The organism is Agromyces capsici, assembly GCF_058349965.1.
The window spans coordinates 876,190-890,478 of the sequence record NZ_JBYRET010000002.1 but is presented as its reverse complement, the minus strand read 5'-3'; the positions used below and the strand labels follow the sequence as shown (position 1 = coordinate 890,478).

Annotated in this window: 11 protein-coding genes; all 11 read right to left on the bottom strand. The window is 70.9% G+C overall.

The genetic code is table 11. The features are described from left to right. Positions 1-26: 26 nt before the first annotated feature. From AC3RKB_RS17900 to AC3RKB_RS17850, 11 genes are read right to left on the bottom strand one after another with little or no spacing between them, the layout of a single operon-like run. Entirely contained in the window at positions 27-2,066 is a 2,040-nt protein-coding gene (locus AC3RKB_RS17900; RefSeq protein ID WP_491437662.1) for a hypothetical protein, read from the bottom strand. Then, on the bottom strand, positions 2,063-4,729 hold the full coding sequence (locus AC3RKB_RS17895; RefSeq protein WP_491437661.1) for a putative baseplate assembly protein: 2,667 nt from the start codon (positions 4,727-4,729) through the stop codon (positions 2,063-2,065). Before AC3RKB_RS17895 ends, AC3RKB_RS17900 begins: the two co-directional genes overlap by 4 nt. After that, positions 4,726-7,236 (bottom strand): baseplate J/gp47 family protein, encoded by a 2,511-nt coding sequence (locus tag AC3RKB_RS17890; protein WP_491437660.1) that lies wholly within the window; start codon positions 7,234-7,236, stop codon positions 4,726-4,728. The genes AC3RKB_RS17895 and AC3RKB_RS17890 overlap by 4 nt, the downstream gene beginning before the upstream one ends. Beyond that, positions 7,233-7,598: a GPW/gp25 family protein gene (locus AC3RKB_RS17885; protein ID WP_491437659.1), complete on the bottom strand. Its 366-nt coding sequence runs from the start codon at positions 7,596-7,598 to the stop codon at positions 7,233-7,235. The genes AC3RKB_RS17890 and AC3RKB_RS17885 overlap by 4 nt, the downstream gene beginning before the upstream one ends. Positions 7,599-7,602: 4 nt before the next feature. Further along, positions 7,603-7,923, bottom strand: coding sequence for a hypothetical protein (locus tag AC3RKB_RS17880; protein ID WP_491437658.1), 321 nt, complete (start codon positions 7,921-7,923; stop codon positions 7,603-7,605). After that, a complete protein-coding gene (locus tag AC3RKB_RS17875; RefSeq protein ID WP_491437657.1) occupies positions 7,923-8,393 on the bottom strand; it encodes a phage baseplate assembly protein V in 471 nt (156 codons plus the stop codon). The genes AC3RKB_RS17880 and AC3RKB_RS17875 overlap by 1 nt, the downstream gene beginning before the upstream one ends. A gap of 29 nt (positions 8,394-8,422) precedes the next feature. After that, positions 8,423-9,535: a hypothetical protein gene (locus AC3RKB_RS17870; RefSeq protein WP_491437656.1), complete on the bottom strand. Its 1,113-nt coding sequence runs from the start codon at positions 9,533-9,535 to the stop codon at positions 8,423-8,425. Between the two features lie 2 nt (positions 9,536-9,537). After that, positions 9,538-9,840, bottom strand: coding sequence for a hypothetical protein (locus AC3RKB_RS17865; RefSeq protein ID WP_491437654.1), 303 nt, complete (start codon positions 9,838-9,840; stop codon positions 9,538-9,540). Then, positions 9,840-10,496, bottom strand: a complete 657-nt coding sequence (locus AC3RKB_RS17860) for a hypothetical protein (protein WP_491437652.1) — start codon at positions 10,494-10,496, stop codon at positions 9,840-9,842. The genes AC3RKB_RS17865 and AC3RKB_RS17860 overlap by 1 nt, the downstream gene beginning before the upstream one ends. Positions 10,497-10,509: 13 nt before the next feature. Further along, the gene (locus AC3RKB_RS17855; RefSeq protein ID WP_491437650.1) at positions 10,510-11,076 is read right to left on the bottom strand and encodes a hypothetical protein; all 567 of its coding nucleotides are present in this window, start codon (positions 11,074-11,076) and stop codon (positions 10,510-10,512) included. Beyond that, positions 11,064-14,027 (bottom strand): DNA/RNA non-specific endonuclease, encoded by a 2,964-nt coding sequence (locus AC3RKB_RS17850; protein WP_491437883.1) that lies wholly within the window; start codon positions 14,025-14,027, stop codon positions 11,064-11,066. The genes AC3RKB_RS17855 and AC3RKB_RS17850 overlap by 13 nt, the downstream gene beginning before the upstream one ends. Positions 14,028-14,289: the final 262 nt, after the last annotated feature.

The window sequence follows — 14,289 nt, the reverse complement described above, 5'->3', positions numbered from 1 at the left end:
CCTGTCTGTGCGTGACGTCATCGTGGTCAGGTGGCGAAGAAGAGCCCGGCCTCGAGACCGAAGCGGAGGTAGTCGGCGAGGCGTGCGCGGAGGTACGCCTCGCGAAGGGGTTGATTCAGGTGGTGGAGGGCGCCGAGCTCGGACTCGTCATCGGCCCCGCGCCACACCGCCTCGGGGGTGCGCGGGTCGAGCTGGATGTAGCCGGGCCGGCCATACCGACTCGACGTGAACACGGGTCGCAGTTCGGCGGCCTCGTTGTCGGTCGTCGGGACGCACCGGTACCGGCGGGGCGTGCGCGACCCGGCCGGCAGGTAGCAGAACCGGACACAGCCCTGCTGGCGGCGGTCCACCAGCACCGGACCGGGCCACCGTGCTTCCTCCCCGTCCGGCACTGAGGACACGAAGATGCTGTTCGAGGCGCGTCGGACCACGCGCGCGTGCACTCGACCCAGCACCGTGCATTCGTCGAACCTCACAGGACCCCCGGCTCCGGAGGCATCCGGTGCCGACGCGTACGCTATGCCGTGCTCACCCGCGTCGACCACCGTGTCGGTGCCGGAGACGTCGCTGTCGAGATGGCTGCGAATGCCCCCGAGGATGCTCCGCTCGAGGCTCACCGTGATGGCCGGCGACTCCACGATCAGGCTCGGCGCGCCGGGATCCACGGGCGCGCCGTCGGCGTCGAGCCCGAGTCCGGGTACGAGGGTGCAGTGCCGGACGTCGAGACGTCCCTCACCGGTGACCCGCAGGGCACCGCCGGCCAGGACCAGGCCGTTGAACGAGACCTCGGCGTCCTCGGCGAGCGTGACCACGAGCTCACCGCCGAGCTGCACGACCGGGCGACGCCGGTCGGCCGCGCGCACTTCGACGGAGGCCGCAGTGGCGGTGATCGCGATCACCTCCTCATAACGGTTGCTGTCGCGCACCTCGACGGCTCCGCCGTCGGGACCGAGGGCGGCGATCGCGTCGGCGATCGAGGTATGTCCCGCGCTTCCGTCCCGGGCGACCGTCTCCAGGTGATCGGTGGTCGTGGCGAACGAGTCGACTCGGTCGTACTCGCCGCCGCCCAGGTCGGCGCTGAACCCGTAGTGGAAGGAGACGAGCGGAGCCGTCGCCTGGTCGTCGCCGAAGGCGAGCCGACCGAGGACCGGGTCGAGTCGGATCCCGCCCGCCGGCACGGGCGTGTGCGCCCAGTCGCCGCCTCCGCCGGGGATGTCGCTGAGATCGCTCACCTCCACGTCCTCAACGTCGAAGCCGGCGATGTCGACCGACAGGCCGGGTCCGTAGGCCGAGCCCAGTCCGTCGCTCATGAGGAGTCGCGTGAACGGCAGCGGCACGTTCGCCGGCTCAGCGGAGTGAGTGATCTCGGTCTCGCTGACGGGTGAGGAGAACAACTGCATGGGGCCCCCGAGCGGATCCACCAGGAAGCGCGTCGTGTCGCCCGCGAGGGCCGGCTGAGCCGCGCATCCGGTGACGGGGTAGGCCCGCAGGCGCCAGAGGAAGACCCCGACGTTCGGAAGGTTGTACCGCCCTCGACGCGACCCGATGCGCCTCACGTCGGGCAGGTGCGCGATGTCGGCGCTCGTTCCCCGTTCGAAGGGCGTCTCCACGAACTGGAGACGACTGGGATTCCGCACGCTCACCGTCGCCTGAGCGCGCGGCCGGACATGGTTCACGTGCTGGCATGCGGTGAGCAGCTCGAAGTACTCCACCGCGCGAGCCGGCCAGCCGGTGGTGTCGCGCGCGACCTGCTCGAGGATGGTCGCCGTGCCCTTGCGGCGTCGGTAGGCGATCGTGTTCGCCACCTCGGCGCGCGAAGTGAGACCGGCGATGGATCGCCCGGGCAGCCCACGCAGCCCGATGAGCTCAGCCAGGTACGGCAGCACCCACGGCGCGGCGGTCTCGACGAACAGGTCGTCGTACAGCTGGTCGATCCCGTCGGCGGCGACTGCGAGCTCGTCGGTCAGGACCTCGAGGAACTGCCGGAGCGGTTCGCCAGTCACCGCGTCGCGCTCGCGATACAGCGCCGGGAGGAGGTCGTAGAGATGGTCGACCGAGATGCTCACCAGTCCACCTCCAGTGCGACGCCCTCCACCGGGAGGGTGAGGATCTCGGCGCCCGGGACATCCGGCGGCCCGCCCGCCCGTGGGGCCGCGGCGACCAGGAACGTCCCGAGCCGCACCGGCTCGTCGACGCGATGCAGTCGCTCGACGTGCACCGCATCGAGCCCGTCGATGCCGTGGATGGCCTGCACGACCCCGCTGAGCGAGACGCCCTCGCCGAAGGTCCGCTCGGCGAACGAGTACCGGTCGACCAGTCGCGCAGCGACGGCGCGGCGAACCGACTCGGGATCGTGGTCGGCGGCGATCCGCAGGGATGCGAGGAGCGCGAACGCTGCCGGCACGAAGTCGCGGACCTCGATGCGGACACGGCGGTCGCTGGCGGCGAGGATGCCCGCCCGGAGGTTGTCGAGCAGGGCGGCTCCGGGCGCGAGGCGCTCACCGTTCGCCGCGGCGACGGTGATCAGCACGCCGCGGCGCGTGCCGTCCCAGGTCCAGGTCGCTGCGGCCTTGCCCACGCCGGCGAACTCCGCCGCGAAGTCCGCGTAGTCCTGCAGCGCGACGACGCGGCCGAGCGTGAGCACCGAGCGGGGGGCGTTGAGCCGGGCATCCTCGGTGGACTGGCCGTCCTGGGCACCGCCGGCCGGCAGTGGGTTGGTCGCGGACTTGAGTCCCAGCGGCCTGGTGAGCGGGAGCGAGATCTGCTCGGCCCGCGCGGCGCCGGCCAGCCCGTGTCCGGCCCGGTATGTCGCGACCACGTTGTCGACGCCGGTCGGCAGCCGCGCACCGGTCACGCCGTCCCCGAAGGTGATCGTGGTGGCACCCGCGTCGTCGGATGCCGTGGTGTAGACCCGATCACGCGGGCCTGCGCCGAACAGGATCGGCACCTCGTGCCACAGGATGCCGTTGACCCGCACCTCGAGCGTGGACTCGCCGCCGGTCGGCGTCGCAGCCTGCACGTGCGTGACCGGCTTCTTGCGGAGGGTGAAGCGCTGGAAGGCCCGGGCGCCGTCGCCGCTGCCGAGGACCTCGCCGTGCACCCGCTCGCCATGGGTGGCGTCCGCGACGTTGCCGAACAGGTCGAGCGGCGCCCCGCCCTGCAGGTCGTAGACGTTCGTGAGCGGCTCGGCGAGGACCAGCGTGTCGACCTGCCCGGCGGGGCCGGGCTCGACCGTCACCACCTCTCCGACGATCCCATCGTCCTCGAACGCGGGGATGTAGCGCACGGCGCGAGGCGGCCCCAGGATCGTGACATCCTCACCGGAGCTCGGCCGGAGGACCCATCGGTGCAGCCCGGACTGGCCGATCTCGGTGTCGACCGACACGACCATGGGCAGGAGGTCGCCGACCGGGAAGCCGCCCTCGACGGGGTTCTCGGGTCCCGGCGCCACGCGGGCCCGCGCACCGCGCACGAGCAGCCGTCGGGGTTCGGGCATGGCGGGAATCGCCTCCGCCAGCGGGATGACGCTCCCGGCGAGCGGGTCGGTGACCGGCACCTCGGCCAGGGGGAGTTCCTCGCTCCGGAACGACACGATGGTCGTGCGGGTCGCGGGACCGCCGACTCCCGCGAGTGCCACGTCGGTCCGCTCGAGGTGGAGCGCGCTCACGCGGGCACTCAGCGCGTAGGCGGAGGCCGCCGTCTCCCGAATGGCGTCGACCGGCGCGAGGATCGTGCCGGCACCCGACGACAGTACCGCCCAGCCCGCGGGCTCGACGCCGTCGTACAGGCCGTCCAGCAGGACCTCTTGGCCGGTGACCGGGGCGAAGACCCACTCGCCATCGGTGTTCACGACCTCCGCGAGCTTGAGCGCCTCCAGGATCGTGGGCTCGAAAAGCAGGAGATTGGGTGCGTTGTAGCCGAAGAGCGCTGCCTGCGCCCGCAGGACGTGCACCGAGACGCCCGATCCGGCCAGGTCGAGTCCCGTGAGCTTGGGTGCGAAGGCCGCCGTCGTGGTGTCCGCTGCCGGATCGGACGTGACCTCCGTCACCCGCACGACCCGCCAGCGCGTGCTCAGCTCCGTCCAGTCGTCTGCGACGAACAGGAGCCGATCCCCGCGACGAACGGGAGCCCCCGCGCCGGCCAGCACCACCTCGACGTCGCCCGACCGCGGGATGCGCGGCTCGAGCAGGAGGACCCTCGGCCGGTTCCACGCGCCCACCGCCGTCACGGCCCCGGTCGTCTCGAAGATCTGCGGCAGCTCCTCGGGGCCGGGCACGGTCTGCACCCGGGTGCCGGCCGGGATCACCGACTCCGGCGGGGCGCCCGGTGCCGTCTCGAGGTCGACCGCGAGCCAGGCTCCCGCGGCGACACCGGGATGGAGTCGGTAGCCGATGAGTGCGGCCAGGTCGCCGACGGAACGTCGCTCGGTGGCTGTGCCGAGATAGTGCTCGTTCGCGATGCGCTCGGTGTAGAAGGTGAGCACGTCCGCGGCGACGGACCACGCGTCGACCAGCGCGATCGAGAAGTCGTCGGGCTCACGGGTCATCAGCTCGGCCAGCGCGGGCCGGTCGGGATGGCTCAGCCCGGCGAGCATGCTCGCGCGGAACCGGCTGTACGTCCCCGTGCGGTACGCGATCGCGGCCAGCCCGGGGCGATTCGTCACCTCGATTGGCGTGCGGTCGGCGACCCCGCCGCAGCCGGAGCATCCTGCCTGACCGTCGATGGTCATCGCCCTCCCTCCATCGCGAGCTCGATCGTCCCGCGCTCGACGAAGCTGGGGTCGTTGTCGACTCGCGCGATCTCCAGCCTCCCGATCCCGATCTCGGTCTTGCGGAGCGCCTCGGAACCCGTGTCACCGCGGCGGCGGAACACCAACGGCTCGACGAAGTGCACGCCCTCGACCTCCTGCGCGGCGGAGAGGACGGAGCTCAGGGTCACGGGCTGGGCGAACGTGAAGTTGTCCGGGTGGAAGAATCCCGGCCGGCCGTCGGGCGACCGCCCGCGTCCGAGACGTTCGAGGACGGCCTGCGCGACATCCGACCGGTAGTGGTCGGGCGACGCGCACACGCGGAGTGCGAGTTCGAGCGCGACGAATCGCGGGCCGTCGATCTCGAGATCGTGCCCGGCCATCCGGAATCGCTCGAGGAACGCCCGCAGCTCGGCTTCGAAGGCGGCGTCGACCGGCCGACCCGCCCGGCGATCCACCGTGAGGAACATCGTGTACCAGCTCCCGGTGAACCGCTCGGTGGCGACCGCACGCTGCACCTGGGGATGCCGCCCCGCGACGGTCGCGTAGTCCTCCGCGGTCACCGCGCGCTCCTGCACGAAGAACGCGGCCGGGGCGTCCTGCCTCGTGCGATCGATGCGCTCCGACCGCGTCCCGCCGCGTGCCGGCAGCGGATTGGACACGCCCTCGATGCGGGGGTCGGCCGAGACGAGGTGCGCGATGGCGCCCGCGCCGACATTGCCTCCGGGGCCGTTGCCTCGACGGTAGGTCAGGTCGAACACGGTGCCCGCTCGCGGTCGCATGCCGTACTCGCCATCGCCGAACCGCACCCGGGTCCGGCCATCGGCCTCGGTCTCGGCGACGAACTCGGCCTGGAACGGCCCGCTGCCGAGGAGGTCGCGCACCGGTCGCCACCGCCGGCCGTCCAGGTCCTGGAGGTACACCTCGGGCAGGACGTGCCGGGATTGCCACTCCAGGGCGGCGGTCGCCGACGCCGTGGGATCGAAGGACGCCCACGCCCGCGGATCCTCGCCGGGCAGCGACCGGCCGATCGTGCCGGCCATGGTCAGGTCCGGCTCCGGCACGGTCAGCGTGAAGCGGGCGGGGTGCTGCCTCGGCTCGGCCGCCTCGCACCCCGGCCCGCCTGTCGGCGGGAGCGCGAGTCGCGGGTCGGGGCCGGGAACCGTCGCCACGGCGGGTGCCGGCGTCGTGCGGCCGTGATCGGCCAGCACGATGTTGCCGAGGGCCACGCTCACGTCCGTGACCAGGCGGTCGTCGGCCCGGGACGAGATGCAGAGCGCGAAGGGCAGCGCATCGTCGGGATGCCACGTGACCTCGGTGACCGGTACCGCCCCGGCCTGCGCCGGGTCGGTGAACCTGCCGCCGAGCGGATCCTCGGTGGGGTCGACGCGGGTCAGGCGGACGGCGTGGCGGTGCTCCGGGTCCGCGTCGGCCGGATGCCCGCTCCTGGGCCCGACGCGCTCGACGAGGACGAGCACGTCGCCCTGCTCGAGCGGCGGATGCCCGAGCAGGGTCGCCGAGGTCGCGCCGGCGGGCAGGGCGCACTCCTCGTCGCCCCAGGCGTAGAGGCGTAGGTCGTTGAGCGCGTCGACGATCACGACGGGGTGCATCGTCTCGAACACGGTCGGACCTGCCGCCATCGCCTCACGGAACGCGGGCGTGTGCGGCGGAACGAGCGGACCGAGGCCTGATCGCCGCGTGAGCAACTGGCTTCCCTTCGGCAGCTCGACGCCCGACTGTCCGACGGCGGCGCGCACCTGGACCCAAGTGCGCGCGTTGCTGCCGTCGTGCGTGCGGTAATCCACGAGCCGCGCGTGCCGCCTGGCCGACGTCCGCCGGCGCGACGACGCGAGGGTCGACTCCATCCCGACGGCATCGAGTCGGTAGCTGAGGTGGTCGGCCGAGTACGCCAGCAGCTCGACCAATGCGATGCCGAGGTCGGCGGGGCTGCGTTCGGTCCACTCGGGGGCCAGCACGGCCAGCCGGTCGAGCATGAGCCGGCGGAATCCCGCGTAATCGCGCGTGAGGTAATCGATCTCGGGCGCATCCTCGGGCGGTGCGGAGCAGACCTCGCGCGTCGCGCAGTCGAATTCGGCGGGGCATTCGACCTTGAACGAGAAGTCCACCTGCGAGAGCCGGGCATCCATGCCGACGATCGTCCCGTCGGAGGAGGTGGTCATCCGCAGGGTGTAGATCGAGAAGTCACCGGGCCGGTCGACGCGCACCGAGAGCATGAGTCCGCTCCAGGCGACCGCGACCGCGCGGATCCCGAGGACGCGCATGCCGCCCTCGATGACGACGTTGCGCGGCTCGATCGCGAGGAGCTCCGGTGACGGCGGGTTGATGAGGTGGACCTCGAGGATCCGCTGGCGGTCGGCGACGGGGACCTCGGGACCGTCGACCACCTCGATGAAGTCGATCCCGTTCGACACCCCGCTCGCGCGGATCTGCTCCGCCCGGGAGTGCGTGCAGCAGGCGTACGTGGTCATGCCGTCACCGGCCCGCGGATCGTCTCGGTGCGGCGCTCGTGGGAGACGCGCACGACGTACTGCACGGTGATCTCGAGCGTCGCATCCCTCGCGCGGACGATCACCGCCTCGACCTCGATGACGTCGGCGAGCCACTGGTGCAGCGAGCCCTCGACCCTGGATCGCGTCGCCGCCGCGATCGCCTCGCCGTTCGGTTCGAAGAGCAGCCCGAGCAGCCCCGATCCGAAGTCGGGCCGGTTCACTCGCTCGCCCGGCGCCGTGAACAGGACCTGCTCGATGAGATCGCGGACGTGGTCTGCGAGGCCGGCGGTCGCGGTGCGGCCGTCCGACCCGAACCCGAACGGGTGATCGACGTGACTCATGGACTCACGTCCCCTTCACTCGCACCTGGGTGACGGTGATCGTCACGGGTGTGCCGTTCGGCATGCACACGGCCTGGCTGTCCTGCAGCAGCAACGGCGCACCGAGTGATCGCACCCGGGTCGCGCCGCTCGTCCACTGGGCGACGACGCACGGCATCGGCGAACCCGACACGTTGAAGGGACATCCGCTCACCGTGTGGGGGACGCTCGCCGTGGTGATCGGCTGGCCGCCCGCCTTGACCCGCGGGCTCGGCATCGCCGAGGACGCCTGCCCGCCGTGGGAGCACAGCACGGTCGCCCCGGCATCGAGGAGATAGCCGGGCATCACGTCACCTCCAGCGCGCCGCCGTTGACGGACACCTGCGGGCCTTGCATCTTGAGGCTCGCGCCCGAGCCGTTGTCGATCTCGATGCCGGTGGCAGAGATGACGACTTTCTGTCCGGCCGCCGTCGCGAGCGTGATGCCGCCGACCCCCGGCGTGTCGTCGATGAGGATGCTGCTGCCCCCGTCGGTGCGCAGCAGGACCTTCCCCGTCTGCGGCGGGGTCAGCACCTGGCTCGGCACCTCGGTCGCGTCGCCCCACCAGCATCCGGTCCAGATCGGATAGTCGGGGTCGCCGTGCTCGAACTCGATCCAGACGCCCGAACCGTCGGCGGGCAGCGCGAACCAGCCCATGCCCGTGCCGGCGAACGGCACGCACGGCATCGCCCAGCCGCTCGCGTCGTCTCCCATGACGTCGGGCACACGCGCCTGGATGCGCCCGATCATGAGCGGGTCCTTCGTGCTCGTGACCACGCCGCGATACTTTCCGTAGAAGGGTCCACTCATACCCGCACCACCGGTGTCGTCGTGCCCAGGCCTTCGCGGCTCAGGCGGAACTTCTGCGTGTACTCGCCTCGCGCGAGCTTGTGGGTGACGGCGTCGACGAGGTAGAGGCCGTCCAGTGAGAGGCCCGCGCCGCGCACGCCGACGAGTCCGCGGGGGCGGAGGATGTGCCCGTACGCTGCCGTGTCGACCTCCCCGTCGCCGCTGATGGCGTTGGGGGCGTTCGTCGCGGCGGCGAGCAGGGCGGTGGCCGCGTTCGCCGCGTTGCGGTTGGCGGTGTCCCGCACCCGTTCGGTGCGCAGTGCCGGTGCCGGGCTCGTGGCCAGCGGAGGAACCTTCAGCGAGGGCAGCGCCGGGATGGGAACGCTGAGCTTGAAGATCGGATCGACGAAGACTCCCCGCGGCGCGACCGGTCCGAGCGCGTCGAACGCGAAGGAGAGCGATCTCACGTTCGTCATGGCGCCCATGTCGGTGGTGAGCGCCGGCTGTGGCAGCCCGAGCCGGTTCTCCGGCCCCCAGTACGCGCTGTTCACGCCCAGCGATACGGGTTCGATGTAGAAGACGAACCCGTTCCGCTCGGCCATCCGCTCGAGATAGGCGAGATCGGTCTCATGCTGGCGAGGCGTCCGCTCGACCTGCAGCGGGACATCCGTCGTCGGCGTCACTGCCGGCACGAGACCCAGTTGCGGATAGCCGCCGATGATCCGGGTCGCGATGACTGAATCGGGCTGGTTCTCGAACGGCTCGTCCTTCTCCTCGAGGTTCAGCGCCGACGAGATCGCCTGCCCCGTGATGCTGAAGGTTCCGTCACCCCCCGCTGAAACCTCCTGGTGCGTGATGAGCCCGTCGATGAGGATCTGCGGCACGATGCCCATGGCGACCCCGACCACGATGCGGTTGCCGGGCGTCAGGAGGGGCTCGCGCAGCAGCGGGTAGTCGAGCGCCTGCGACTTCAGCAGGCTGAGGACCAGCTGCAGCCCATCGCCCTTCTCTCGGTCGGAGGTGACCTCGACCGACTGCAGCGCCTGGAGCACAGCCGGGGGAGCCGGGCGCGGCACCGTCGCGCCCATCCAGACAATGAGCCGGATACCCAGGTCGCCGCCGAGTGACATCCCTACCCCCGCGTCATCGCGATGCGGATGACCTGCCCCACGACCTCGAGCTCGGCTGGGCTGAGCACCGTGTTCGCGTCGCAGAGCATCCAGAATCGCTCCGGATCGCCGGCGTTGCGCGCGGTGATCACGTCGAGTCGCTCGCCCTCGGCGACGCGATGCTCGGCGAGCACGGGCTGGTCGGCGTAGTCGGGTATGACCCGCCGGACCGAGTAGGCGATCGTGCGAGTCTCCCCGGATGCGTCGACCACGGCGAACTGCGCCGTCGGCACATCGGAGTAGCGGCTCGTCGGTTCGTATGTCATCAGCGTCCTCCGAGTCCAGCGGCGGAGCGGACGGCGCTCGCCGCCGCATCCGCCGTGTTGAGGGTCGCGAGCACCTCGCTCGCGACGTGGGCGGCGATCGAGAGCGCCCCGGCGGCGCTCGTCATCCCGGTGTCGTAGTAACTCACGACCCGGAGCCCGAGGTCCACCTTCGCGCGAATCGGATTGAGTGCGGGATCGAACGCCTCCTCCGTGACCGAGAACTCGGTCACCCGCACCGGCAGGATGCGGCGCGCACCCCACACCAGCAGGGTGAGGGGGGCCGCCATGGGCAAGATCTCGACCACCCCGATCCGGGCGAGCGCCTCGTTCGCGATCACCGTGGCCGAGCCCGGGTAGAGCAGGGTCTCCAGAGCCGCGAGGGATGGCGCGACGCCGAGTGTCTCGGCGATGGGTTCGCCGGTCTCGAGCCGATCCGTGGCGTCGATATCGACGGTGAACTTGATCGTCTCCTCGGGCGGGCCGCTCAGGCGGAGCGGGCCCGACCCGGCCTCGCCGCCTGTGGTCCTCGCCTGGAGCGTGCGCGTGATGGTGTCGGGGTTGTACTGGAACACGATCACGCCGGTGGTGGGTCGCAGCGGATCGACCGCGACGAGCGCCCCCTTGAACACAGGCGGGGAGATCGGGCTGGATGTCATCTGCACTCCTCGTTCACGCGCATGGCTCGAGCCGGCAGGGGAGGTCGTCGGTGTAGCGGATCGTCATCCGGGTGTCGGGATCGGCGAGCGCCGCGTCGACCCCGAGCGTGCCGCTGCCCGGCACCGTCAGGCTGAGGACGTCGCCGAAGCGGGTGCCGAGCCACATGCCCGGACCGGCGTAGGCGGGCGCGGGATCGACGACCTTCCGCTCCGCCGACGGTGCGCTGCGGCCCTGGGGTGTGAAGGCGAGGCTCGCCGACACCGTCGGCGGGGTGAACGGCGCGGGCCTGGGGAGCCCTTCCGCGTCGACGTAGAAGCGCACCCGCAACGGATAGCGCGCGGGCGTCTCGCAGAACGAGGCGAGCGAGCCGCTCGCGCTCATCCTCCTGACCGAGCCGCGGGACGCCTCACCGAACGAGCCTGCCGGAACGCTCTTCGCGCTGCTCACATGGATGCTGATCGGATCGAGGTCGGGCGACCAGCGGGCGGTCGGCGCCGGTGGCGCAAGCAGACTGGACGGCTGCGAGCTACGGTGTGCGGTCAGCTGGCGGTTGACTCGGTCTGTCATCAGCTGTGCCATAGCACGTCCACGTCCAGGTGTGTCGGGACCGGTCCGCCGGTATGGATCGGGAAGCGCGTGCGAGCATCCGCGGGTTCTTGCAGTACTTCGACACTGGCGACTACCTCGGTGGGATGGAAGTAGTAAGCGGTCCGGCGCCGGAGATTGTCGGGGAGAGCGGCAAGCATCCCGGAATCAAGTGGCTCGGGGGGTTCACCGACAGCTGCTAACAGCGATGGGGGAGGCGGAGCCTTCTTCTTGGCCCCCTGCGCCAGTGCGAAGAGGTTCTCGCCGGCCTTGGAGCCCTCCTTCGTCACTCGCCTGGCGACAAGTTCACTCTGCAGATCCGAGGGCTCGTAGTACCTTCGCACCGAAACCACGTAACGGAAGACGTATTGAGGATTATCCGGCGGGAACTGCGCGGGGTTCTTCGCAATGAATCGCAGCGCCGTCCGAAGGCTGTTCTCGACGGCTTGGATCCCGATCCGCTTCGTGTTCGCGGACTTGGACATGGGGACCAGGTTCTCCGGGGTTCCCGGGCCTCCAAGGGACTTCGCCACGAGATGTCCCTTGTCGTAGCCGGGCCACACGGCAACGCCGGGAACGCCCGGCTCTGCAGCGCCTCCTTTGTCGAGCGAGTCGACGCTGAGCGGATCCACCGTAAACGAACTCGCTCGTCCGAAGGAGTCGACGCCTCCCGCCTTCGGTCCGTGACCCGGATGCAGGATCTCTGAGGTCGCCTCGGGGAGCTTCAGCTCATCGAACAGCACCCGCATCGCGGTGAACCCATCGCGGACGATCTTGCGTTCATTCCGTGCGGCCTTAGCTCGTACTCTCACATCCGCGCCCGCGGGTGCCTTGGCGGCATCGAGGTCCGCCACTAGGGACGTCGCCTTCGCACGAATTGCGTCGAACTTCACGGTGAGGGCCGTGGCGGCATCGGCGCCAACGAACTTCGCGGCCCGGGGATTCAGATAGGTCTGCGTCAGGGCCCTGAGGAGTGCGTTCACGCGAGAGACCATCGGGCCGAACGAGCCACTCGCCATATCCGTCGTGGCCTGGTCTCCGACAACGATCGATCGCAGTGTGTGGTCCTCTCCAGCTACCTTGAACGCCTCCGAGACAGTCTCGCTCTCCAAGGCTGCGGCCTCGCCGCCGCCGACGGGCGCCGCCGGGGCCGCGTTTTGTACGGCACCGCCCTTGAACGCGCTGGCGACGCGCTGCAGCATCGCGTCGATGCCCGAATCGATCATCGCCCGCACCTTCTCGATGATCTCCTTGACCCTCGCACCCACGTTCCCGAGACCGATCACGCGGGCGAGCAGGTCGATCGCGAGCGGCAGGAGTCGCGCGAGGACGCCCTCGACGGCGGCCTTGGCGTTGTCCAGGACACCGCGGGCGATGTCCCCGATCGCGTTCGTGACGGTCTGCACGACCTCGGCGATGCGGGCGAGCTGGTCTCGCAGGAACGTGTAGACGTTCCACGCCGTGAGGACGAGCTGGACGACGGCGCCGACCGGGCTGAAGAGGCTCGCCAGCTTCGTGATCGCCGAGATGATGACTCGGTCGCGTACGAAGCTCGCAATCCCCTCGAACACGATGTCGTACACGGTCGACACCGATTCCATGATCTTCGCCCAGAGGCCGCCCCACCCCTCGGTGACGAGGGTTTCGATGAAGCCGAAGACGATCTCGAGCCGTTCGACGTTCTTCTCGCCGATGAGCTTCCGCGCCTTCGCGCGCAGCAGTTCCCAGGTCAGGCCGAGGATCTGGCGCGCGAGATCGAGGACGCCGAGCAGGTCGAACGACTGCGGCAGCACGATCCCCGCGCCGCCGAGCGCGCCCGTCAGCCAACCGATGACGCCGGCCTGCAGGTGGGTGATGATCCGGTCGGCGAATCCCTGGATGCCACCGGTGACGGCCGCGAGGAGGTTGCCGAGGAATCCGACCGGGTTGTCGATGATCAGCTGGAGGGTCTCCTGGGCACGCCCGACGAACGCGTAGAACGCCTCCGGGTCCACGCCGATGAGCCGGAGCACCGCCTCGAGCACGCGCATCGCGAGCGCACCCCAGTCGCCCGTTATCGCCGCCGCGGCGACGCTGAGCGCGAGGGTCACCGCCGCCTGGTAGGCGTCGATGATCTTCATGAGCCCCGCACGAAGGCCCTCGACGAGGGCCGACACGCCGGCCTTGAGGCCGTCGGCGACGACGTCCACCGCGCGCTGTGCGGCCGCCACCGCGGTGTCGATCGCCTCGTTCAGCGCCGCGGCGAGCTCGGGGAAGACCTCCCCGATGAGCCCGGTGATCGCCGCCTTGAGGAACTCGCCGTAGGCCGCGATGGCGTCCTTGATGAATCCGGCGACCGCGTCGATCGCCGCCAGCGCGGCGGCCTTCACGGCGTCGAGGATGCCGTTGACCGCGCTGCGCACCGCGTCGAAGACGGCGCCGATCGCGTCGACGAGCGCGTTGAATGCGTCCCTGACGAAGCTGACCGCGCGGTCCCACCAGCTTTCGTCCTCGGAAGCGCGCTCGGCCTGTTCCTTCTTCGCCGCGGCCTGGCGCTCGCCCTCCGCGACCTCGTCGCCGATGTCGCGCTCTGCGGTCGCGTAGGAGGCGTCGATCTTCTCCTGGTCATCGGCGACGCGCGTGCGTATCGATTCCTCGTCGATCCTGCGCTGGTCGGCGGCCTCGCCCTCGACGCGTTCGACCGCTCGCTGCTGCGCATCGACCGTGTCCTGCCTCGCGGCCTGGATGTCGGTGCGCGCGTCGAGCACCGCCGTCGCCTGCTCGCCGTCGGCCCGCTCGTTGAGCCTGGCCGCCCCCGCCTCCGCCTCGGCGACGGCCGTCGCCTTCGCGGTGTCGCGGTCGGTCGCCGCCTGCTCGGCCTGCGTGACCGAGTCGGTCATGGACTGCTCCATCGCGGCGTGCTGCTGCTCGTCGAAGGCCACCTGGACCTCGGGCGGCAGACCCATGGCGACGTACGCCTCGGGCCCCTCGGGCGCCGCGGGCGCCTCGATCACGGGCGCGGGCAGTTCGCCGACGGCGTAGGCGTCGTCCAGTGACGACGGCTGGACGACCTCAGGTCCGGGTCCGGCGACGACCGCATGCGCGGCCTCGTCGCGGGCGCCCGCCGCCTCGGCGCGACCGGCGCCCTCCACCTCCGCGACGCGGGCGGGATCGGTCTCGCCGCCGAGCGGGATCATCGGTGGTGGACCGGGTGAGCGTGGAACCCCG

Excerpts from the sequence above, each read along its gene's own strand:
- AC3RKB_RS17895 (WP_491437661.1), bottom strand. The coding sequence starts at position 4,729 with ATGACCATCGACGGTCAGGCAGGATGCTCCGGCTGCGGCGGGGTCGCC.
- AC3RKB_RS17890 (WP_491437660.1), bottom strand. The coding sequence starts at position 7,236 with ATGACCACGTACGCCTGCTGCACGCACTCCCGGGCGGAGCAGATCCGC.
- AC3RKB_RS17885 (WP_491437659.1), bottom strand. The coding sequence starts at position 7,598 with ATGAGTCACGTCGATCACCCGTTCGGGTTCGGGTCGGACGGCCGCACC.
- AC3RKB_RS17880 (WP_491437658.1), bottom strand. The coding sequence starts at position 7,923 with ATGCCCGGCTATCTCCTCGATGCCGGGGCGACCGTGCTGTGCTCCCAC.
- AC3RKB_RS17870 (WP_491437656.1), bottom strand. The coding sequence starts at position 9,535 with ATGTCACTCGGCGGCGACCTGGGTATCCGGCTCATTGTCTGGATGGGC.
- AC3RKB_RS17865 (WP_491437654.1), bottom strand. The coding sequence starts at position 9,840 with ATGACATACGAACCGACGAGCCGCTACTCCGATGTGCCGACGGCGCAG.
- AC3RKB_RS17860 (WP_491437652.1), bottom strand. The coding sequence starts at position 10,496 with ATGACATCCAGCCCGATCTCCCCGCCTGTGTTCAAGGGGGCGCTCGTC.
- AC3RKB_RS17855 (WP_491437650.1), bottom strand. The coding sequence starts at position 11,076 with ATGGCACAGCTGATGACAGACCGAGTCAACCGCCAGCTGACCGCACAC.
- AC3RKB_RS17850 (WP_491437883.1), bottom strand. The coding sequence starts at position 14,027 with ATGGGTCTGCCGCCCGAGGTCCAGGTGGCCTTCGACGAGCAGCAGCAC.